A 23,183-nucleotide genomic window follows, 5' to 3' on the forward strand; every position below is an offset into this window, starting at 1 on the left:
CCCCTGACCCCTGACCCCCAACTCCTATGTTCTATGTTCTTTGCTCTATGTTCTTTACTATGCTCACATTTTGACTTCTGCCTTTTGATTTTTGATTTGCTTTATCCCGCTTGGGGTTTCGATGGTGGCGATCAATTGGGGCGTGGCTGCGGTGTGCCACTCAAGCTGATCCTTTATGCCAATCTGGCTGAGCATAGTTTCGATGCGGCGTGCTTGAGGGTGGTATAGCTCGAATTTCAACAAACGACAACCCTGATCGGTTAAATGTTGAATTGGATGTTGGCCTTGGTGCCATTGGATGAGCATTGGCGCAACGCCAGCGAATGGCAAAGCGCCATCAGCGGGAATCGTAATTTGCCAAGTGAGATCGCCGCGGCTCATTGGCGTGACCGTGCCAAACTGGTGCTTGAGCAATTCGCTCGCAGGCTGAATCAGAATTGTTCGGGCGACCCAGGTTGCCAAGCGCGGAGCGCTGGTTGGTTGCAGCGAATCCAATTCAAACCAGCGTGGGCGATTAGGCGCAGGCAAGCTTGGGTCGGGGGCAATTACTTCGAGATAGCAATTTGTGCCAAGTTTGAGCACCGAATTATGGGTAGCCATGGCCTGATGTTGGCCGCCAGCTTGCATTGGCACACCCAGCAAATCTTCGATATAGGCCACGCCAAACGCGAGATTGGGCGCAGTGACGACTAGATGATCAATCCATGTCGCTAAAGGCATCATGGGTGTTGCTCCTTTTATATAAATCTGTAAAGTAAACCTAAAATTGCTTGATTTATTATTTAATATACTATATAATACGAACACATATGCGTATGATAAAATTATTTACTTGCATACTAAACTCTATCGATAATACATCATGAACAATAGGAGTCACTAAGATGTTAAAATCTATTTCTTTATTTTCTGGAGGAGGAGGACTTGATTGTGGATTAGAAGCCGTAGGATTTGAAAGTCGTTTTTGTACCGATATTGATTTTCATAGTTGTGAAACTCTTAAGCAAATGAAAAATGCATCTCTAAAAGGCGAAAAGGGTGGATTGAAAAATGCCTATATCTTACAAAAAAATATAGTTGATTTATCAATAGAAGAAATTATTCAACAATCTCGTCTAAAAGTAGGCGAAATAGATTTATTAACTGGTGGTCCTCCATGCCAAAGCTTTAGTGTTTTTGGACGAAGACAAGGTCTCAATGATCCAAGAGGTCAGTTAGTTTGGGAGTATTTAAGAATACTACGTGGATTAAGACCCAAAGTATTCTTATTTGAAAATGTTCCAGGGTTATTGAGTATTGATAATGGATTGGTATTTAAGAATTTCCTAGATGCAGTTCAAGAACCATTTAATGGCTACTCATATAATGTCACTAAATATGTAGTTGATGCTGCTCATTATGGAGTTCCTCAGTTTAGAACGCGTGTTTTAATTATTGGGGTATTGAATAATTCTGGTCTAGAATTTCCTTCAGAAAATATACCTTTTGTAACGCATGATGATCCAAAATCAACAAAAGTGGCAGAAAAATTATTACTCCCCTTTAATACTGTTAAGGATGCGTTGGTTGGTTTACCAACAATTGAAGATAACGTTCTTATTAAGAATCATGTAGGAAGGAAACATGGTAGTGATATAAAAGAACGATACGCTAACTTAGTCTTTGGTGAGCGTGATCCTAAAACTCGCATTAATCGATTACATCCTCAACGTCCAAGTTATACTATTATAGTGGGATCAGATAAAGGAGGTGGTAAGGGTCACGTTCATCCCTATCTTCCACGAGAGGTTACACCTAGAGAATCTGCAAGAATGCAGTCATTTCCTGATTGGTGGGGATTTTCAGGCACCTCTAGACATCCTATACGCCAGATCGGTAATGCTGTACCACCTATTTTAGCTGCGGCTATTGGATCTTTTATATGTGAAAATATTTTTAAACAAAAGCCGTTAGATCGCCATACCATTTGGAAAAAGCTTGGTCAAGAGCATCTTTTGACGACTGAGGATTCGAAGGCATAGTTATTATGAGGTAATTAATGTTATTAGATACTTTTTTTACCAATAAGATACCCAGTAGTTCTTTTACTTGGACTGATGAGCTTATTTTAGTTGCAAGCATATTTAATGAGTTTAATGAAACGATTTATGATCGAGATCTATTAATAGAAAGGTTTGAAGCAATATCAAGAAGGCTTCCGAACCAACGAGATTCCTCTGATTACCGAGATGAATATGGAGCTTATGCTAATTTTCTAGGCATTACTCATCTTGAAAAACAAGATAATTATTGGATTTGGAAAATGAATCCTATAGCTCAAAAATTACTATGCGATACTGAACCAAACCCAGAATTATTTATAAGATTACAGTTGGCATTATTTCAGTATCCCAATCCAATTGGTGCAAAATATCATGAAAATGGGAATATATCAATAGAACCACTTTCACTTAATAAAAGAATATACCAAATAAAAAATAATATTAAAACAGTTCCTTTAAGGTTGATATTAACTGTATTAATTAACCTTGACGAAAAATATGGAAATGAATCCTCTTTTTTAACCTATTCGGAAATATGGAATAAATTATTTAGTAATCCAAATGCAGTATGTACATTTGAGCCAGATGGAGAGTATCTTGCTAAAAAAATAATTGATTTTAGAATTAATGATGAAAACAGTTATTATGATAGTAATGCATTAAGAAATTTACATATATTACAGCATACAGGATTAATTACAAGAAAATCAGGTATTATATATTTAAATCAAGGTAATAAACATATATCTAAGATAATATCTGAAATGAAAAATCATTTTGATATACCTGAATATCAAGATGATAGGATTATTAAAGAATGGAGTATTAATGTATTAGAATCTGGTGAATGGTCAAAATATTATATGGGAAACACATTATCTCAAGAATATCTTGAATCGATCATCACTGGTATTTCAGAAGAAACTATATATAGTACGATTAAACCATTACCAATAATAAACATAACTGAATCGCGAGTTCAATATAATGAATCAAAACAAATAGACTATCAACAAACTATAATATTAAGGGAAAAATCAAACCTTTCTCATCGAAATATATTAAAAATCATATCTGATAAATTATTAGTTTATGGATTAGAGCCAAAATTTAATAATTTTATAGATTTATGTTGTTTATATCCAAACAAGCTATTATTTGAAATAAAAAGTTGTAGATTAGATAACATAATTGAACAAATCAGAAAAGGTATAAGTCAATTATATGAGTACCGATATAGACATCAGGAATTAGATAAAGCAAACCTAATTCTTGTTTTAGAGATGAAACCTTCAGGAGATTTTCTATGGCTAATAAAGTATTTAGTCATTGATAGAAACATCAATCTTTGTTGGTTAGAAGGAGATGACAATTTAGCTTGTCCCGATATGTGTAAAGACGTTATAGGATTCTTATGCAATCGTATAGACAACGATTATTAATAAAAATGTGTAGGAGCTTCGGATAAGGCGCGATGACTTCGAGATAGCAATTTGTGCCAAGTTTGAGCACCGAATTATGGGTAGCCATGGCCTGATGTTGGCCGCCAGCTTGCATTGGCACACCCAGCAAATCTTCGATATAGGCCACGCCAAACGCGAGATTGGGCGCAGTGACGACTAGATGATCAATCCATGTCGCTAAAGGCATCATCGTGATTGCTCCTGAATAAAGATTGTTACGCATAAATGTGAGCCTATCATGGGCCAAACTGAGAATAACCTGATAATTAGCTGAAAATTATTATTGACTTTAAGGTATCAACCCGCTATGATTGGCCTCCAAGCCCCATCTCCGTGTTGAGATGTTTGTTGCCATAAATTTATGGCTTTTGCCTTACTGTGGTTCGTGGGCGGAATTCACACTTGTAGGAGGTTGTCGATTATGCGGCGTTATTTGCTCGCCGCCGTCGCCATTGCCCTCTTGATTATGCCAGTATTAACGATTAATGCTGGTCCAGAGCAAGTTTGGGTTGATGATTTAACGGCTGGCAGCTTTGATGGGTTGGTCGGCAGTGGCACTATCACCCTCGCTCCCAACGCTCCTCCCGCTCCTGCATTCGTTGGTGATTATCCTCAAGCAGGCAGCTATCTTTCTTCCGAGCATCAATTTGAAGAAGTCGTTGCTGCGGTTGTGATTGATACCGATACAACGTTAACCACTGGTGGCGCTGTGCGTTTTGATGTGCGCGGCAAAAATCCTAGTGGCACGTGGCAAATGTGGCAAGAGGCTCCGCGCGGTGGTCGGGTGGCGCTCGAACGCCCAACCAGTGTGATTCAATATCGCATGTGGTTGTTGGCTAATGGCGAATCACCACGCGCGCGCTCAGTGACCATGGTTGCCGAATGGTCGGATGGCGTGGCAATGCTGGCCGAATCACAAGCGCCAACCTATCGGATTTATGCGACTCGCGAGGGCTTAGTTGGCCATCGCACCGCCAACGGCCATATCATTCGCCCATACGATCAGTTTGTGGCCTTGCCTTCGTGGCGCTCGCTCTCGTCGTATCGTGGCTATGAATACCAAGTGCGCGTAACCTACAAAGGCCGCTCCAAAGTTGTGCCAGTGTGGGATGTGGGGCCGTGGAACACCCGCGATGATTATTGGTCGACCAATCGTCAATCGTGGAAGGATTTGCCCCGTGGCTTGCCCGAAGCCCAAGCAGCCTATTATGATGGCTACAATGGCGGACGTGACGAACGTGGCCGCCGTCCGAATTTGCCCAACGGCATCGACATCGCCGATGGCACCTTCTGGGATTTGGGCATTCCCGATAATGCGTGGGTTGAAGTAACTTTCTTGTGGGAAGGCTACGATCCTGGGGCTGGCAGCCCTGCGGCAACGCCAACGCCAAATGTTACCGCCACGCCATTGCCGGTTACGTTGCCGCCAGCAGGCTCGCTGTTGGTCGATAACCGCGACAATAGCTTCCGCGAAATGCAAGGCGTATGGTTTGATGCTCGCTGTGGTTTCAACGGCGCACACCGCTGGACGAAGAGCGTCGCTAATCAAAGCCAAGTTGATAACCTTGGGGTTTGGAAAGCACCAATTACCAATCCTGGTTTCTACGAGGTTATGGCCTATATTCCCGCTTGTGGTGAGCCAGCGACCAAGAATGCCACCTATGTGATTGCCCACGACGGCAGCAATACCAAAGTGCGCGTCGATCAAGAGGCCAATCAGAATAAATGGTATTCGCTGGGTGTTTATTACTTCAAGGGCGGCAACGAAATTCTGCTCGACGATGTGACTGGTGAAGAGGGATTAAGCGTGCGTTACGATGCCATGGCTTGGTTGCCACGCTCCGACAACACTGCGCCCAACGCCACAATCATCGATGTCAAAGATCTTGGCGCGGGTCGCTACGAAGTGCATTGGAACGGCCAAGACGATAGCACAGGCATTGCGAGTTTCGATGTTCAAGTGCAACGCAACGGTGGCGAATGGGTCGATTGGTTGGTAACCACGACCGAATTGCAAGATACCTTTATTATTGATGTTAATGCCGCTGATGCAGAACATACCACCTATGGCTTCCGCACGCGTGCGCGCGACTGGGCGGGCAACACTGGCGAATTTCCGCCAAGCGCCCAAGCCACCTCGCTCGACACATTGGTCATTCAACAACCATAAGTTTAGATGTTCTCTCACCCCAACCCCTCTCCCGTTCAGCGGGAGAGGGGCTTTTTGTATTCTCGTTTTATCGATGATTTTTGGTTCTCCAATCATGCTCCCCCTCGCCCGCGTCGAGTGGGAGAGGGGGCTAGCTTTCAAGGGTCGGTGTGAAGATCACCTCACCCCAACCCCTCTCCCGCTAACGGGAGAGGGGCTTTTGTATTCTCGGTTTATTGATGATTTTTTGGTTCTCCAATCATGCTCCCCCTCGCCCGCGTTCAGTGGGAGAGGGGGCTAGGGGGTGAGGGCACAACGGCCAATTGAACTACCCCATGCGATTTCATCGTATAATGCTAGCCCGACACACGAACTTGGCTAGGATGGGGCGCGGCAAGCCAACGGCGTGCCTTGCGGGCGTACATCCCCCACTATGGAGACACCGATGCCAAAACGCAGCGACATTCACTCGATTCTGGTGCTTGGCGCAGGCCCAATCGTGATCGGGCAAGCATGTGAGTTTGATTATAGCGGGACTCAGGCAATCAAGGCCCTGCGCGAAGAGGGCTACCGCATTATTTTAGTCAATTCGAACCCAGCCACGATTATGACCGACCCTTCGTTGGCTGATCGTACCTATATTGAGCCGTTGGATGTGCCAACGGTCAGCGAAATTATTGCCCGTGAACGTCCCGATGCCTTGCTGCCCACCGTCGGCGGTCAAACGGCGCTTAATCTGGCCATGGATTTGCACCGCGCTGGCGTGTTGGATCAATACAATGTGCAAATGCTCGGCGCAAATGTCGAAGCGATTGCCACCGCGGAGGATCGCGAGTTGTTCAAGCAGGCCATGGATCGGATTGGCTTGCAATCGGCGCGTTCTGGCATTGCTCGCTCAATCGAAGAAGCGCTCGAATTGGTCAAAGCAACTGGCTTTCCCTCGATTATTCGGCCTTCGTTTACCCTTGGTGGCGCTGGCGGCGGCATCGCCTACAACGCTGAAGATTTTCGGCGCATCGTCGAAGAGGGCTTGAAACTTTCGCCAATTGGCGAACTGTTGATCGAAGAAAGTTTGCTTGGCTGGAAGGAATACGAGCTTGAGTTGATGCGCGACAGTGCTGGCAATGGGGTTGTCGTCTGTTCGATTGAAAACTTCGACCCAATGGGCGTGCACACCGGCGATTCAATTACCGTTGCGCCTGCGATGACGCTCTCCGACCGCGAATACCAACGCTTGCGCGATATGGGCTTGGCGGTGATGGAAGTTGTCGGCGTGGCAACTGGTGGATCGAACGTCCAATTCGCGATCAATCCCCACGATGGGCGGGTGATTGTGATTGAGATGAATCCACGGGTTTCACGTTCATCGGCGCTGGCATCCAAAGCTACGGGCTTTCCGATTGCCAAAATTGCCGCGAAGCTGGCGGTTGGTTATACGCTGCCCGAATTGCCCAACGACATCACCAAATCAACTCCAGCTTCATTCGAGCCAGCGCTTGATTATGTGGTGGTCAAAATTCCGCGCTGGAACTTCGAGAAATTCCCTGGCTCGCAGCCAGTGCTTGGCACGGCCATGAAATCGGTTGGCGAAGCAATGGCGATGGGCCGCACCTTTACCGAAGCCTTGCAAAAAGCCTTGCGCTCGCTGGAAAATGGCCGCATGGGTTGGGGCGCTGATGGCAGCCAACCGGTTCCGCAAGAACGCTTGCGCGAGCTGTTGATTACGCCAACGCCGCAACGGATTTTCGCTATGCGCACCGCCTTTGACCTTGGCTGGACGGTTGATCAGATTCATGAATTGACCAAAATTGATTATTGGTTCCTTGATCAATTGGCCAGTTTGATTGCGCTTGAAAAAGAGCTGCGCCAATACGATTTGGCCACAATTCCAGCAGAATTATTGCTGCAAGCCAAACGCAACGGCTACAGCGACCCACAATTGGCCTATTTGCTGAATGCGAACGCCGCCGAGGTGCGCCAACAACGGCTTGGCCATGGCATCGCACCAACCTATCATCACGTTGATACCTGCGCGGCGGAATTTCCGGCGCAAACGCCATACCTTTATTCATCATACGAAACCGAGAGCGAAGCCAACCCCAGCGATCGGCGCAAAGTGATGATTTTGGGCGGCGGGCCAAATCGCATCGGCCAAGGGCTAGAATTTGATTATTGCTGTTGCCACGCGGTGTTTGCGCTGCGCGAGCTTGGCTATGAAACAATCATGGTCAATTGCAACCCTGAAACGGTTTCAACCGACTATGACACCGCCGATCGGCTGTATTTCGAGCCATTGACCTTAGAAGATGTGCTGAATATTGTCGATGTCGAGCAGCCAGCGGGTGTGCTGTTGCAGTTTGGTGGTCAAACGCCGCTCAAATTGGCCAAAGGCTTGGAAGCGGCAGGCGTGCCATTGTGGGGAACCTCGCCAGCAGCAATTGATCGCGCCGAAGATCGTGGCCAATTTGGCGAGGTGCTGGCCGAATGTGGCTTGCGGGCAACGCCCTATGGCTCGGCAACCTCGTGGGATGAAGCGCGGGCCATCGCTGAGCGCATCGGCTACCCAACCATGGTGCGGCCATCGTATGTGCTTGGCGGTCAAGGCATGGCCATTATCCACGATCAAGCTGGGCTTGATGATTACCTGCGCCATAACAGCGATGCCTCGCCAGAACACCCCGTGTTGCTCGACCGCTTTCTTGAAGATGCAACCGAGCTTGATGTTGATGCAGTTGCCGATGGCGAAACTGTGGTGATTGCTGGCATGATGGAGCAAATCGAACGCGCTGGCATCCACTCCGGCGATTCGGCGTGTGTAATGCCAACCGTTGGGATTAAGCCCGAAGTTGTTGAGCAACTCAAAATCGCTACCGATAAATTGGCGCGCGCCTTGGGTGTGGTTGGCTTGATGAACGTCCAGTTCGCGGTCAAAGACGACGAGATTTATGTGCTCGAAGTCAATCCACGAGCTTCGCGCTCGATTCCATATGTTGCCAAAGCGAGCGGCGTAGCATGGGCCGCGCTGGCTGCCAAAGTGATGGCTGGGGTCAGCCTCAAACAACAAGGCATCAGCAGTGCGCCTGAGTTGCGCGGCTTCCATGTCAAAGAAGTTGTGTTGCCATGGCGGCGCTTCCCTGGCGCAACAATTGCTTTAGGCCCAGAAATGCGCTCAACTGGAGAGGCCATGGGCAGTGGTGATAGTTTTGGGGCCGCGTTTGCCAAAGCCCAAGCTGGCTGTGGCCGTAGCTTGCCAACCAGCGGCGCGATTTTTGTCAGCGTCAACGACCACGATAAACCAGCTTTGGTGCCCGTTGCCAAGCAATATAGCGAGCTTGGCTTCAAAGTGATTGCGACTGCTGGCACGGCCCAATATCTGCGTGAACAGGGCCTCAAGGTTGAAAGCATTTATAAAGTAAACGAAGGCCGACCCAACGCAGCCGACTATATTATCAACGGCCAAGTTGATATTATTGTGAATACGCCGCTAGGCCGCGCTTCACTGTTTGATGAACAAGCGATTCGCCAAACTGCCTTGCGCCAAGGTGTGATTTCGATCACCACCGTGGCCAGTGCGGCGGCGGTCGCCGATGCGATTCAAGCCTTGCGCGAAGGTGGCTTAGGCGTGCGAGCCTTGCAAGATTAAGTTTCGCATGGTGCTTGCAGCCAGTGGGTCAAAACCTGCTGGCTGTCTGCTGTTTTAGTCGCATTTTGTGAGACAATAGACACTAGTTAAGAGGTATGGCGAATACCTCGTTGTTAAAGGAGCCAACCATGGCAAATTTGATCGATATTAGCGTGCCAATTTCACCAGCCTTGCCAGTGTGGGAAGGCGACCCACCGATTGAGCAAAAACGCGCCGCCGATATGAACAAAGGCGATATTTGTAATGTGACGCGACTCAACACTGGGGTGCACATCGGCACGCACGTCGATGCGCCGCTGCACTTTATCAACAACGATTTGGCAGTTGAAAGCTTAGAGCTTGATCACTTTATTGGTGATTGTTATGTGGTGGAATTAACCGGCACTGGCCCAATTACTGGCGAGGAATTAGCCGCCGCCAATGTGCCCAGCGATTGTAGCCGCTTGTTGCTCAAAACCAGCAATTCGGCCTTCTGGCAAGAAGAACCCTTGCGTTTTCATCGCGATTTTCGAGCGCTCGATAGTAGCGCTGCCCGTTGGGTGATTGAACATGATTTGCGCTTGATTGCGATTGATTATCTTTCAATCGAGCCGTTCGAAGCTGAATCTGGCAATCCAACGCACTGCATTTTGCTTGGCGGGCGGGTTGGCATCTTAGAGGGTATCAATCTGACCGAGGTTGAACCAGGTGCATATAATCTGATCTGTTTGCCCTTGAAAATTTTGGGTAGCGATGGCGCTCCGGCGCGGGCAGTGCTTCAACCACGCTAATCGTTGACGAATCAAGCTTGCTACAGCCAGTTTGTGGCAATATCGGGAGTTTTGCCATGGTGCATACCATTGATCTTGTGGTTGAACCAGTAACCGATCCACGGATTACGCTTGTTTTGCAAGCCTTGCGTGGTATGTATCTGAATGGGGGCGTGATTTTTCGCAGTGTGCGGCCAAGCGATGCTTCAGCCTACGATGAAGTATTGGCCAGCAATCCCAGCGATGTCAGCCTCCAGATCTATCGGTTTCTCAGCCATCCCACGCTGAATCGCGAATTGCCCGAATTGGGATTACCCACCGAAATTCCTAGCACTCTGCCGCTAACCTTTTATAGTGGCTACGAATATGAGGGTGCATTGACCCATGCCTTGGTCAGCGGCGGAGCCTTCACCAGCTCGCCCTTTAGCGATGGCGATGCCCGGACGATGAGCAAAGTCTGTGTTGAGGCGATGCTGGGCGGCGAAATTACCACAACCACGGTTTGCCGCATTGAAGGCGCGTGGGCACCGTGGTTCAACGCCAACCCATGGGATCGCAGCTTTGCCACGTTCAATCATGGCCAACGCCGCTGGACGTTGCTCTGTCTGACGGACACCAATCAAGCAAGCTAATGAATTGATTCCCTCACCCCAACCCCTCTCCCGTCGAACGGGAGAGGGGCTTTAATCACGTGGTTCTCTCCCAATTTCTTGGTGAAAACACGGATGCTCCCCTCGCCCGCGTCCAGTGGGAGAGGGGCACTAGGTTTTAAGATCCCCTCACCCCAACCCCTCTCCCGTCGCGCGGGCGAGGGGCATTCATTCGGTGGTTCTCCCAGCATTATTGATGAAAACCAGCGTGCTCCCCCTCGCCCGCGTTCAGTGGGAGAGGGGGCTGGGGGGGTGAGGGAATGCTCTCGCCCACGTTCAGTAGGCGAGGGGTTTATTTTGGGTGAAAGAACGCTGCTATCGATCGGTTGGTGGTGGTAGTTGGTCGCTTGTGCCTTGCATAGCGCTGACCTGCACCCAGCCTACAACATTCGAACTGCCACGCACAAAGCCCTCATACCAACCATCGCGCTGGCGAAATGGCATAAAGCGCTGATCTGCTTCCATTGTATACAACACCCGTGCTCCGCTATCAGGAGCTGAATGCACCTGCACATCGGCAGTTTTTGGGCGCTGAATCGCATATTCAATTACTTTCAAGGCTTCGAGATCGTTGCGATCGTGGGCTGCGAGATAGCGCAACAGGCCATTAGCAATGCTCTGTGCTACCACATCTGATTGATTGAGCATAAACGCTCGGTCGGTTGGGTTGGTCAAAAAGCCCATTTCTACAATAACGGCGGGAGTGGTTGGGGCAATCGCGTTGCGATGTCGCCGCCAACTGAAAGCATAGTAGCCGCGCATATTAGCCGTAATTGCTGAATCTTGGGGCATGTTTGTGCCTGCTGCATATTCAGCGATCAGGCTATCGAGCAACAATAAACTGGCTTCTGAGGCGCGCCATGGCGTTGCCATTTTAAAGCCTCTGCTGCTGCTACTGGTCGAGCCATCGGCATGAATCGTGATAAAGGCATCTGCTTTGTAGGCAACTGGCACGGTTGCAGGCAGCAGATCAACCGTAATCCCCTCTGCTTCGAGCAAGGCTTTGACCTGCTCGGCAACTGGTAAATTGACCTCAACCTCGGAAATTCCATTGACGAATGCTCCGGTTGAGGTGCGGAACTTGGCGAGATCTTCTGGTAAATCTTCGGTTTGCCAATGGCCCACTTGAATCCCGACCCGTGGTGGTTCTGGCACTGGGGTTTGGGTTGGCGGGGCAGGCGTAGCGCTGGGCGCTAGCGTAGCCGTTGGCACAACCTGGGTGGGAGCCGTGGTAGCAATCGCAATTTGCTGCACCGCAGCAGGTTTGGGCGCTTCAACAAGTATAGCAGCATCGCTACAGCCAACGACGAACAAGGTGCCAATAATCAAAGACCAGCGTTTCATCGGGTGGTTCCTTGTGTGGGTAAGATGGGGATTGGTTGTTGGGGATCGGGGAATGGCTATTGGTAGCTATGCGCTGTGCTCTATTTTTCAATCAGCAATCGAGTTATTGCGCAATGGATAGAAAACCTTCCGGCCCCCGATCCCCGATCCCCAATAATTAAAAGATTAACACGACTTTGCACTTAATTGCTTGACACAAAGATTAAGGTTGGACATATATTTGATGATAATTGGCTAAGGATTATCCGATGCAGACAATCCAAACCTTGGTGGTTGAAGATCACCCGACCTTGCGGGCGGCGATGGTCGCTGGCTTACATGCTACCAAAGAAATTAGCGTGATTGGCGAGGCTGGCAGCGGCGAAGACGCAATTGAATGGTGTGCCCAGCATATTCCGCAAGCAATTTTGATGGATGTGGCGTTGGCTGGCGAATTAAATGGCATTCAAGCAGCGGTCATCATTCGCCGCGAGCATCCGCGGATTCCAGTTGTGTTTTATTCGATCCAAGATGATGATGCTTATTATCGCGATTTTCAGCGTTCGGGAATTTTAAGCCACTATGCCTATGTGCGCAAAAGCAACTATCTACTACCGGCGATGGTTGCGCCGCTCTTGCGCGATGCCTTTCAAGGCCGCGCTTTTATCGACCCCGATATTGCTAGCCGCGTGCAAGAGGTGCGCCACCTCGATGAACAATCGGCGCTCGATTTGCTTGAGCCAGCCGAGCGCGAGGTGATGACCTTGGTCGCCCATGGCTTCACCAACGATCAAATTGCCCATCGCTTGGGCTTTCGCGATGCGCGGGCAGTGAGCCGCATCAATGGCCAAATTTATACAGCTTGGGGCTTGAACGAAAATACCACCGATGAAAAAGTGGCACGGACGCGGGCAACGATTATTTTTCATGAGCGCCAGTTGATCGTCTGGGATGAAGAAGGCCGTGGACGGGTTTATATGCCCGATGGCCAGTGGCAAACTCGTTGGAACGATTAAGCTGATTTCGCAATTTGTTGCATATAATGTGCTATACATACGAGTTTTCCCAGTTTATGGGGGATAGTTTAAGATGTTAGATCAATCTGTTGTTGAAGAGCAGCCCAGCGTCGGGCAGCTTGATCGGCTGCGGGCGTATTGGGTGCGTCGCGATACGATTGTATGGAATATTCATGCGCTCCCCAATGCTCGCTATGAGTTACATTATTCGCTTGATGGTTCGTTGGCATTAACCGCCAAAGGTATTAGGCATGGGCAGGTTTTGCCGCTCGAACGCCATCTACAAGGCTTAGATGCCGATTTGGTGGCGGCGTTTCCACATTTGCAAGGCTTGCCGGTGTTTCGGCTGGCTGCTGAGCACCATGGCTTGGTTGCGGAAATCCTGCGCGGGCAAGTCGCGGTGCAAGCCTATCACAGCGACGATCAGAGCTTGATCGATGCAACTGCCTTGCAAATTCCCGGGGTGCTTGATGATTTGTATCATTACACCGGCGAGCTTGGCGTAAGTTTCGATCAGGAGAAAATTCCGACCTTGCGTTTGTGGGCACCAACTGCGCGCAATGTCGAGCTGTTGCTGTATGCAGATTCAGCCAAAACCACTGGGCCACAGCGCCACCCAATGCAGTTCGATCAAGGCACTGGGGTGTGGAGCGTTGTTGGCAAGCCAAGTTGGAAACATCAATTTTATCGTTATGAAATTGATGTTTTTGTGCCTAGCACTGGTCAATTCGAATGCAACAGCGTGACCGATCCCTATTCGCTGAGTTTATCGACCAATAGCCAGCATTCGCAGCTTATCGATTTGCAGAGCCAGCGTTTGAAGCCCAAAGGTTGGAGCAAACTGGCCAAACCGAGCCTAACCAAGCCGACCGATATTGTGCTCTACGAGCTGCATGTGCGCGATTTTTCGATTACCGACCCAAGTGTTCCAGCAGAATTGCGCGGCACCTACAAGGCCTTCACCCAATTGGAATCGAATGGCATGCAGCATCTTCAGCGGCTGGCCAAGGCTGGCCTGAGCCATGTGCATTTGTTGCCAGTGTTTGATATTGCTACGATTGAGGAGCATCGGCCAGATCGCACGCGGATTGATTTTGAGTATTTGGCCAGTTTGCCCGCCGATTCGAGCGAGCAGCAAGCCTATCTGTATCCAATTCGCGATCGCGATGGCTTCAACTGGGGCTACGATCCGCGCCATTACACCACGCCCGAAGGCTCGTACAGCACCGATCCCGATGGAGCAACGCGCATTCTTGAGTTTCGCGAGATGGTGCAAGCGTTGAATCAGCTTGGGCTGCGGGTGGTGATGGATGTGGTTTACAATCACACTCATTCGAGCGGCCAAGCCAGTTGTGCTGTGCTTGATCGGGTTGTGCCTGGCTATTACCATCGCTTGGATGCTGATGGCAATGTGTGCAACAGCACTTGCTGCGCCAACACTGCCAGCGAACATCATATGATGGAAAAATTGATGCTCGATTCGCTGCGCACCTGGGCGGTTGAGTATAAAGTTGATGGCTTTCGCTTCGATTTGATGGGCCATCATCTTAAACGCAATTTGCTGGCAATTCGCGAAATGCTCGATGGCCTGACGCTTGCCGAGCATGGCGTTGATGGCAAAGCGATCTATTTGTATGGCGAGGGCTGGAATTTTGGCGAGGTTGCCGATGGTGCGCGCGGCGAGAACGCGACCCAACCAGCGATGGCTGGCACGGGCATTGGCACATTTAGCGACCGTTTGCGCGACGCGGCGCGGGGTGGCGGCCCGTTTGTTGGCTTCCAAGTGCAAGGCTTTGCAACGGGCCTACTTGATCGACCCAATCACTACGAACAGCGCGCCTTGGTCGAGCGCAATTATCAAGTTGCAGTGATCAGCGATGTGGTGCGCTTGAGTTTGGCTGGCAATTTGGCCGATTATCCAATGCTCAGCTGTGATGGCCAACAAACGCTTGGCGGCTATTTGTACGTTAATGGCAAGCCAGCGGCCTATGGGTTGCGCCCCGATGACCATATTGCCTATGTTTCAGCGCACGATAACGAAACCTTGTTTGATGGTGTGCAAGTCAAAGCGCCAATCGAAGCGCCAATGGCCGAGCGAGTGCGCATGCACAATTTGGCCTTGAGCTTGGTTGCTTTAGCCCAAGGCATTCCGTTTTTCCACGCTGGCGATGAGTTGTTGCGCTCGAAATCGATGGATCGCAACAGCTACAACTCCAGCGATTGGTTTAATCGCATCGATTGGACGGGCCAGCAAAACACCTGGGGTTCGGGCTTGCCGCCCTCGGGAGATAACCACGAACATTGGTCAACAGTTGGGCCATTGTTGGCTGACCCTGCGCTCAAGCCAACGCCCGAGGATATGGCTTTTAGCTATGCCCATTTTCAAACCATGCTGCAAATTCGGCGTAGCTCGCAGCTATTTCGGCTAAGCAGTGCTGAGCTGATCAAGCAAAAACTCTGGTTTCTCAACACTGGGCCTGAGCAAGTGGTTGGTTTGGTGGTGATGGTGCTTGATGATGAGGTTGGCGAACCAAGCGATTCACCATTCTGCCGAATTGTGGTGGCCTTTAATGGTTCGGCCAAGCCATTGAGCTACAGCGATGCCAGTTTTGGCCATTACGATTTGCAGTTGCACCCGTTGCTAGCCAATGGCTACGATTCGGTGCTTGAGCAAGCCAGCTTTGACCGTGACCATGGCAGCATTAGCGTGCCTGGGTTTAGTTGTGTGGTTTGGGTTGAACAACGCTAATTAAAAAATAAGGGCAGTGCAATGAATTTTACCCATTGCGCTGCCCTTGATTATTTAACCAAACTTAGTTCAGTGCATCAAGCTCAGTTTTGAGCGCTTCCTCGACCACTTGGGGGTTGGCTTGGCCTTTGGTTGCCCGCATCACTTGACCAACCAAGAACTTAATCGCTGGCAATTTGCCGCTCTTGTAATCGGCAACGACCTTGGGATTGGCGGCAATTGCATCGCGGGCAGCTTGGCTCAACACGCTGCTATCGCTAATTTGGCGTAAGCCTTTGGTATTGATAATCGCTACTGGAGCCTCGCCAGAACGATACATTTCTTCAAAGACTTGTTTGGCAACTGTGCTGCCAATTTCGCCCTTGGCCACAACCTCGATCAAACTGGTGAGGTTGGCTGGCGTAACGCGTTTGGCAACGTCGCTGAGCGTTTCTTCGCCATCTTTGATCAAACGGAATAACTCGCCGGTAATCCAGTTGGCGACTGGTTTGGCATTGCTTGCGCCAGCAGTGGCCACGATGGTTTCAAAATAATCGGCGGTTTCGCGCTCGCCGCTCAGCAAGGCTGCATCCTGCTTCGATAAGCCAAAATCGCTAATGTAGCGGGCAAATTTGGCATCGGGCAATTCTGGCAACTCGGCGCGGCGCTCGGCGACCCATTCGCGGCTCAACTCCAGCGGCGGCAAATCTGGCTCTGGGAAGTAGCGATAGTCGTGGGCGTGCTCTTTGGAACGTTGGCTGAGCGTAATGCCTGCTGCATCGTCCCAACCACGGGTTTCTTGCACAATCGTGCCGCCTTCGCGCACGATTTTCTCTTGGCGCTCCAATTCATAGACCAAGGCCCGCTCAAGGTTGCGAAACGAGTTCATGTTTTTGATCTCGACCTTGGTGCCCAATTCCTTTTGGCCTTCTGGGCGAATCGAAACGTTGGCATCGACCCGCAACGCGCCTTCTTCGAGGTTGCCGCTATTGACCCCCAAAAAGACCAAAATTTGGCGCAATTTGATTGCATACAAACGGGCTTCTTCGGGCGTGGTCATATCTGGCTCGCTGACAATTTCGAGCAAGGGCACGCCAGAGCGGTTGTAATCGACCAGCGAGTGGGTTTCATCGCCGTGTTGCAACATACCCGTATCTTCTTCGAGGTGGGCACGGGTGATGCCGACGCGCTTGGTTTCGCCATTGCCAAGGGTAATTTCTAGCTCGCCGTTGATACAAATTGGCTTATCGTACATGGTAATTTGCCAAGCTTTGGGCAAATCGGGGTAGGTATACGATTTGCGCGAAAATTCGCAATACTCAGGAATCTCGCAATTGAGCGCTAACCCAAGCAAGGCTGCTTTGCGAATCGCTTCCTGATTGACGACTGGCAAGGTTCCAGGTAGGCCAATGCTGACTTCATCGATACAGCTATTGGCGGGAGCGCTGGCATAGGCCGCGTTACAACCGCTGAACATTTTTGATTTGGTAAGGATTTGGGCATGAACTTCCAGCCCAATCGTGGCAGTATATTTCATAGCAACTCCGAGGCAACAGCACAATCTCCCGCTGATTGTGCCCGATCATGGCTGATTATGCAAGCTGTTGCATGGACTGGTGCATTGGATTTGGAAAAGGAGCATGCCCTCAGCCCCCAACGCCCTCTCCCACGAAAACGCGGGCGAGGGGGAGCCGACCAGTGTTTCGCACCCCATGGCGGTAAAAGCACCCGATTAAAGCCCCTCGCCCGCGCACGGGAGAGGGGTTGGGGTGAGGGGATCTTCACACCGACCCTTGAAAGCTAACCCCTCATCCACTGGATGCGGGCGAGGGGGAGCTGACCAGTGTTTCGCACCCATGGCGGTAAAAGCACCCGATTAAAGCCCCTCGCCCGCGCACGGGAGAGGGGTTGGGGTGAGGGGATAATTCTGTGGTTAACGCAACGAACCAGTACAGTTACAGGCTGGCGAGTTGCTGCATGGCTTGATATTCTTGCTCGGCAATCTGGTTCATCAGCGTGCTTGCCGCTTGAATTGGCTTCAGATCGTGATCTTTGCCTGCTTGATCAAGCAAAGCTGCTACTTCTGTCCAGTTTTCGGCAATTGTTGCGAAGCTTGATTCAGCTTGACGTAATTGTTTTGAATCGATCATTGTGCTGGCTTCGGCCAAGAAATCGCGGTAGAGCTTGCGAAACAGCGAGCCGCCAGTTCCAGCCCGTTCCATCAGCATCGCCGTGGTACAAAAATCGTACTCAATATCAGCCGAGCTTTCAAACCATGATTGCAATGCAGCGCTGGCTTTGCGAATACCTTTGTAGCTTACGTTGGTAATTGGCGGGTTGAGATAGGCTTGGGCATTGTTGCTGATTGCTTGGCGGACTGCCTGCGTCAAATCATACTCAGCGCCGCGTTTGAGCGTATAGGCCAGATTTTTCGAGGCCATCGAGCCTTTGGCATTGCGAGCTTGAGCCAAACTTTCCAACGATGTTTGCACCGTGCCGCCCTGTTGTTGGGTGTCGACCAAGTAGGCGTTGTGTTGATCGTAGCCATAGATTGCGGCGTAATGGCCAGCAAAATGAATTGGATTGCTGAAATATTCGAGGTAAAAACAATCGAGCTTCAAGCCAACCGCCTGGCCTTGATCAAGCCAAGTTTTGATGATTGCCCATGCTTTGCTTGGCGAGCTGGTTTCTTGGCGCTCAATTGAGAGGTTGAGATGCTTAACGAGGTTGTCGGTGAGTTGGTCGGGTTTGACTCGACCGCCGATAAAGGGCATTGGCATCGATTTCATATGCCAAAAAATAAAACCAAGCCCTTCGCCGAGGCCAAATAGTAGCGGCTCCGAAAGCTCAATTCCCTGTTGATAGAGCAATGTGCCATTGGTGGTTGTTTCACAGTGTTGGCCGTTGAATGGTTTAATTGCCAGCATACAATCCTCATCACATATTGGGATTTATTGATTTTATATCCTCTCACCTCAACCCCTCGCCCACGGAGTGGGAGAGGGGCTTTAACTTCGTAGTTCTGCCGCAATGCGTGATGAAAAATGCACGCTCCCCCTCGCCCGCATGACGTGGGAGAGGGGGCTGGGGGGTGAGGGAACGGCTTAGGCCGCTTTGCCAAGCATATTGCCTAATTCGCGCAACTTTTGCGGCGTAAAGAGGCCAAGATTTGGCACATACTGGGCGGTGCCTTCGCGCCAACCACGCAGCGCCAAGCCAATTTCGACCGCATTGCGACACTCCAAAATTGCCAAAAGCTCGGCTTCGGCCACAAAGCCCGCTTGATCGAAGCGTACTGCCAAGCGGCTCCAGCGATCGGCTGGCTGTTGGGCTGGAGCAAGTTGTTCAAGTTGGGCCAAAACTGCCTGCATATCGGGCGTAGTTTGGTAAATCACTTTGGCAACTTGGCAATTGCGCAGCAGGCTTTGATAGCTTTTTGCTACCACAACCAACACTTTGGGCTGACCAACCAAGCGTTGTGCCAAACTCGCTGCCATAGCTTCGGTGGCAGGCACAAAGATTGGAATGCGCTCGCTGCCACGTTGGGCAATAAAATCGGGCACTAACAAACGATGGGCCAAGCTAAATGGCACGGGATCGCGTCGAATCCGCCAGCCTGCATTCTGGCCTTTACTCACGAAGCGGCTCCAGGCTTGGCTAAATTGTTGTTCGAGCGTGGTTTCCCAGCTATCGCCGTTGCTATCAGCTTGATAGCGAGCTGTGCCACCAAGCACGGTTAACTCGCGCTTTGCAAGCTTAACAAGGCTATTTTTGCCCTGCATATGCACCTGAATCAAACCTTCGCTGGCTGTGTTGGGATGGGCCGCCAGCAAACGCAATGCACAACGCGCAATCCGGCGACCAGTGCGCGTCCAATTGCCAAGCGCATCTTTGGCTCCATGCAAAGTCAGCAGCACAAATGTGGCCATGCAATCTTCTGGCTCGCTTAATTCATAGCGCAGATTATAGCGCTGAGCCAAATTATGTGCCGAGACTGCCAAGGCATGAATATCGCCATCTAGCCGTAATTGCAACGAGCGGCAATTGCGCAAGCCCGTTTCGAGCGAATGAAAGTTGTATAGCGCCACAATCGCGCTTGGCTCTGGGCGTTCGGCGCTGCGCACCAACAAGGCTTCTTGCTCGTCATCAAGGTAGAGCACGCGCTCAAATTGACTGGCGGTTAATCCGACCTCGCTGGCCAGTTGATTGACCGCAGGCCAACGCTCGCTGGGCAAAATGAAGCCAGTGCTCTCATTGGCGTGAGCATACAGCAAGGCCCGAAAATCAGCTGGATTGCGCAAGCCACGTTCAGCTAATTGTTGGTAAGTCGCTTGATCGAGCACTTCGGCGATTTGGGGCTGATGCCAACGATAGGTTTGGCTTAAACATGCCACCAAGCCCCGCGCCAACTTGGGATCGCCGAAAAACTCCAGCAAAGTGGCGGCTTCAAATTCGCGCCGTACCCGCCCAAGCATCTGCTCGTAGTAGCCAATCGCATATTCAATCGCCGCCAAATAGCGATCATCACGCAATTGGTGCGGGTAGAGTTGGCGGCCAAGCTCGCCATTGCGGCTGGTATATTTGAAATCGGCTGGTGTAAATGACATACGTATTCCAATACTACAAAGGCTCAGCTGATTGATCCACGAAGGACACGAACAGCACGAAGGACTATAACCGCAAAGGACGCGAAGATCGCGAAGGTTAAGTTTTTAGCCACGAATTGCACGAATAATTATTTTTTTGCCACAGATTGTACGAAGGATGGCTATTGGTTTCATCCCTCATAATTCATCCTTCATCCTTTCAATGCTCTGCGCCTCTGCGTTAAAACAATGATCCACGAAGGACACGAAGGACTATAACCGCAAAGGACGCGAAGATCGCAAAGCTGTTTTGCCTCAGATTATGGTGATGCAGCTATGGGATTATGATTTTCGCCTTCCCTTCATCCCTTATCCTTCATCCTTCGGTTCCTCTGCGCCTCTGCGTTAAATCCTAATCTTCATCCCTCATAATTCATCCTTCATCCTTACCCTACGCTTAATGGTTGCTCTGCTGATTGTGCGCAGCCACAGCTTTTTTGCGGCGGCGCGCAGTTTGAACTTCGCTCGTATTGCGGGTAACTAACTCGTAGAGCAAAGCTTCATCGGGCTTTTTGCGCAATACCCGCCCCAAGCGTTGAATATATTCGCGAGCAGTGGCCGAACCACTGACTACAATCGCCACGTTGGCATCGGGCACATCAACGCCCTCGTTGAGCACCCGCCCAGTGACGAGTTTGGAATAGCGCCCTGAACGAAAGCCATCCAAAATCGCCTTGCGTTCGTCGGCTGCCGTGCGATAGGTAATGCTGGGGATGGCAAACTGGCGACTGATCGTGTTGACCAAGGCGTTGTATTCGGAAAAAATGATAATTTTATCGTTGGGATGCTGGCTGAGCAATTGGCCAACATGCTCAAGCTTTTTCTCGGCGTTGAGCGCAATCATGCGCGCTTGATGCTGAGCTTGCAGCGCATTGCGTGCTTGTGGATCGCTGCCAGAGCGCCGAATTAGCTCGCCGAAGAAATCGCCGCCGCTGGCCAATTTATGCCGATGTTTGGCCAGAAACCAGCGCCATGTGGTCATCAAGGTTTCGTAGCGCACCAATTCATCGGCGGTTAGATCGACCAAAATGCGTTTTTCTCGGAACTTAGCAATATGGCCTTCTTCGGCTAAGTCGTTTGGTGCACGCCTATAGACAACCTTGCCAACCAAGCGATCAAGTGCCGAATGCGAGCCGTCGCTGCGTTCAGGCGTGGCAGTCAAGCCCAAACGATAGGGTGTGCGGCTGCGCAAGGCAATCGTGCTATAGGCAGGTGAAGGCAAATGATGCACTTCATCACAAATTAGCAAGCCCAAATTTTCCAGCGGCGCATCGGGCATGGCCGCCGAAGCATAGGTAATGACGGTAATTGGCCGCCATTCACGCTGGCCATCGCCAACCACTCCCACAAATTTGGGATCGAGCGCCAAAGTTTGGATCACGGTGTCGCGCCATTGATAGAGCAATTCAATTGTTGGCACGACAATCAACGTGCGCAGGCCTAACTTGGCAATTGCCAACATGGCGGTGATGGTTTTGCCAGCGCCGGTTGGCAGCACAATCACCCCTCGCCCTTCGTTGGCCGTCCACGCAGCGACAGCCTCGGTTTGGTAGGGGCGAGGGGCGAATTGCAATTTGGCTTTGAAACCGCCCTGTAAACTGGCATCAACTTCGGGCAAATCCTCATCTGGTTCGTCAAGCAGGCTTGCATCAAGCAAACTTGCCTCGTCGAGCAGCCATTCTGCTTGTTCTGGCTGCTCGGCTTGGGTGGCAGTTCGGGTCATGCATCCTCCTAGGCGGCTTTTTGCCCATACTCCCATAAGGTTGGTTGGGTATAGATGATGTTGCTGTTGCGAGTGCTGTGGGCTGCATTGGCTGGTGGTGGTGGATCGTCGGGAAACATGTTCGAAACAATCAGGTCGGCACGTTGCGGGCCAACACCCCAAATTGCCGTCAGCCGTTGGTAGGCTGCTTCGCGCAACAAGGCCGAAAGCTCAATCTCGCCCAGTTCTTGGCTGATGCGTTCGGCCAAAATTGGCCCAATGCCAGCAATTTTGAGCAAGCGTTGTTGGCCGGCTGGCAGCAAAGCACATAGATCTTCGTAGAAATCTAATTGGCCTTGAGCCGCAAGCACCGTGATCTTGCGCGTGAGGCTGGCCCCAAGTTTGTTGAGACCTAACGGCTTGCCTGCTAAGGCGCGTTCGGAGAGCGAATGCCGCAGGCGGAGGATTGCCCGCGCGATTTCACCATAGCGCCGCACTCGGTAGGGATTGGCGTTTTGGCGCTTGAGCAGCGTGGCAATATTAAACAGGATTTGGGCAATTGCGCGATTATTCATGGCTATCACCAAAGCTTTCTACTCGTTCAAACGTACTGTGTCTGTGATGAAACATCTGTTCTAATTATACTACATTTAAGCTTAATCGCAAGCGTTATTATGTTGATCTCATTGATTCATAGAGCTCGTTAACGTACGCACAGTATAGCCCTAGGCTGTGACAAAAACCGTCACAATCGGCTTTTTGGCTGAATCTGAATCTCTAAATCGCAAGCCTTGATGCCACGAAAAAGCTGGCGCGGAATCGTCACCGCCGCATAGCCAGTTGCATCAAAGCGGCGTTCGATGCTGAAATTTGGAGTCGCAATATTGACAATCTGGGCATACGCCGCCTCGCAATGAATCAGCAAAGCCCAATCGCCGTTGGCTAGCTCTTGGGCTTCGAGATCATAGAGATAATTCGGCATCGACCGTTCCTTTCATGAATTACATTCATTTTTTGCAACGTCGCCGATTGTACCAGAAGATAATGGTTAATTGATCTCCAGCTTTTCCTT

Annotated in this window: 17 protein-coding genes; 8 read left to right on the forward strand and 9 right to left on the reverse strand. The window is 50.3% G+C overall.

From position 1 onward, the window contains the following. Positions 1-63: 63 nt before the first annotated feature. A complete protein-coding gene (locus tag C5S61_RS14370) occupies positions 64-723 on the reverse strand; it encodes a VOC family protein (RefSeq protein ID WP_205701405.1) in 660 nt (219 codons plus the stop codon). A 161-nt stretch (positions 724-884) separates the two neighbouring features. On the opposite strand from C5S61_RS14370, the gene C5S61_RS14375 reads away from it, so the two are divergent. Together C5S61_RS14375 and C5S61_RS14380 are read left to right on the forward strand one after the other, a co-directional pair. After that, positions 885-2,021, forward strand: a complete 1,137-nt coding sequence (locus C5S61_RS14375) for a DNA cytosine methyltransferase (RefSeq protein WP_110515755.1) — start codon at positions 885-887, stop codon at positions 2,019-2,021. Between the two features lie 17 nt (positions 2,022-2,038). Further along, complete coding sequence (locus C5S61_RS14380) at positions 2,039-3,484, forward strand: hypothetical protein (protein ID WP_110515757.1); 1,446 nt, start codon at positions 2,039-2,041, stop codon at positions 3,482-3,484. Here the strand turns inward: C5S61_RS14380 and C5S61_RS14385 are convergent. Then, positions 3,444-3,695, reverse strand: coding sequence for a VOC family protein (locus tag C5S61_RS14385; RefSeq protein WP_110515759.1), 252 nt, complete (start codon positions 3,693-3,695; stop codon positions 3,444-3,446). The genes C5S61_RS14380 and C5S61_RS14385 overlap by 41 nt on opposite strands. A gap of 231 nt (positions 3,696-3,926) precedes the next feature. On the opposite strand from C5S61_RS14385, the gene C5S61_RS14390 reads away from it, so the two are divergent. From C5S61_RS14390 to C5S61_RS14405, 4 genes are all read left to right on the forward strand, one after another. Continuing rightward, the gene (locus C5S61_RS14390; RefSeq protein WP_110515761.1) at positions 3,927-5,675 is read left to right on the forward strand and encodes a DUF8814 domain-containing protein; all 1,749 of its coding nucleotides are present in this window, start codon (positions 3,927-3,929) and stop codon (positions 5,673-5,675) included. A 424-nt stretch (positions 5,676-6,099) separates the two neighbouring features. Then, a complete protein-coding gene (carB, locus tag C5S61_RS14395) occupies positions 6,100-9,297 on the forward strand; it encodes a carbamoyl-phosphate synthase large subunit (protein ID WP_110515763.1) in 3,198 nt (1,065 codons plus the stop codon). Positions 9,298-9,425: 128 nt separating this feature from the next. Further along, complete coding sequence (locus C5S61_RS14400) at positions 9,426-10,067, forward strand: cyclase family protein (RefSeq protein WP_164689493.1); 642 nt, start codon at positions 9,426-9,428, stop codon at positions 10,065-10,067. Between the two features lie 56 nt (positions 10,068-10,123). Next, positions 10,124-10,678, forward strand: a complete 555-nt coding sequence (locus C5S61_RS14405; RefSeq protein WP_110515767.1) for a hypothetical protein — start codon at positions 10,124-10,126, stop codon at positions 10,676-10,678. A gap of 333 nt (positions 10,679-11,011) precedes the next feature. On the opposite strand, the gene C5S61_RS14415 is transcribed toward C5S61_RS14405, so the two are convergent. Then, positions 11,012-12,040, reverse strand: a complete 1,029-nt coding sequence (locus C5S61_RS14415) for an N-acetylmuramoyl-L-alanine amidase (RefSeq protein ID WP_110515771.1) — start codon at positions 12,038-12,040, stop codon at positions 11,012-11,014. 248 nt (positions 12,041-12,288) lie between these two features. Here C5S61_RS14415 and C5S61_RS14420 point away from each other — a divergent pair, with 248 nt between their 5' ends. Next, complete coding sequence (locus C5S61_RS14420) at positions 12,289-13,035, forward strand: response regulator transcription factor (RefSeq protein ID WP_110515773.1); 747 nt, start codon at positions 12,289-12,291, stop codon at positions 13,033-13,035. 73 nt (positions 13,036-13,108) lie between these two features. Then, complete coding sequence (pulA, locus tag C5S61_RS14425) at positions 13,109-15,784, forward strand: pullulanase-type alpha-1,6-glucosidase (RefSeq protein ID WP_110515775.1); 2,676 nt, start codon at positions 13,109-13,111, stop codon at positions 15,782-15,784. 64 nt (positions 15,785-15,848) lie between these two features. On the opposite strand, the gene gatB is transcribed toward pulA, so the two are convergent. The 6 genes from gatB to C5S61_RS14455 all read right to left on the reverse strand — a co-directional run bounded on the left by gatB (position 15,849) and on the right by C5S61_RS14455 (position 23,093). Then, positions 15,849-17,300: an Asp-tRNA(Asn)/Glu-tRNA(Gln) amidotransferase subunit GatB gene (gatB, locus tag C5S61_RS14430; RefSeq protein ID WP_110515776.1), complete on the reverse strand. Its 1,452-nt coding sequence runs from the start codon at positions 17,298-17,300 to the stop codon at positions 15,849-15,851. A gap of 418 nt (positions 17,301-17,718) precedes the next feature. Further along, complete coding sequence (locus tag C5S61_RS14435) at positions 17,719-18,690, reverse strand: BtrH N-terminal domain-containing protein (RefSeq protein ID WP_110515778.1); 972 nt, start codon at positions 18,688-18,690, stop codon at positions 17,719-17,721. Between the two features lie 177 nt (positions 18,691-18,867). After that, positions 18,868-20,370, reverse strand: a complete 1,503-nt coding sequence (locus C5S61_RS14440) for a DUF790 family protein (protein ID WP_110515780.1) — start codon at positions 20,368-20,370, stop codon at positions 18,868-18,870. A 436-nt stretch (positions 20,371-20,806) separates the two neighbouring features. Then, positions 20,807-22,132, reverse strand: coding sequence for a DEAD/DEAH box helicase (locus tag C5S61_RS14445; protein WP_110515782.1), 1,326 nt, complete (start codon positions 22,130-22,132; stop codon positions 20,807-20,809). Positions 22,133-22,140: 8 nt separating this feature from the next. Further along, positions 22,141-22,686, reverse strand: coding sequence for a helix-hairpin-helix domain-containing protein (locus tag C5S61_RS14450; RefSeq protein ID WP_110515784.1), 546 nt, complete (start codon positions 22,684-22,686; stop codon positions 22,141-22,143). A 170-nt stretch (positions 22,687-22,856) separates the two neighbouring features. Further along, positions 22,857-23,093, reverse strand: a complete 237-nt coding sequence (locus C5S61_RS14455) for a hypothetical protein (protein WP_110515786.1) — start codon at positions 23,091-23,093, stop codon at positions 22,857-22,859. Between the last annotated feature and the right edge of the window lie 90 nt (positions 23,094-23,183).

The sequence above is a fragment of the Herpetosiphon llansteffanensis genome (assembly GCF_003205875.1).
GTDB classification, from domain to species: domain Bacteria; phylum Chloroflexota; class Chloroflexia; order Chloroflexales; family Herpetosiphonaceae; genus Herpetosiphon; species Herpetosiphon llansteffanensis.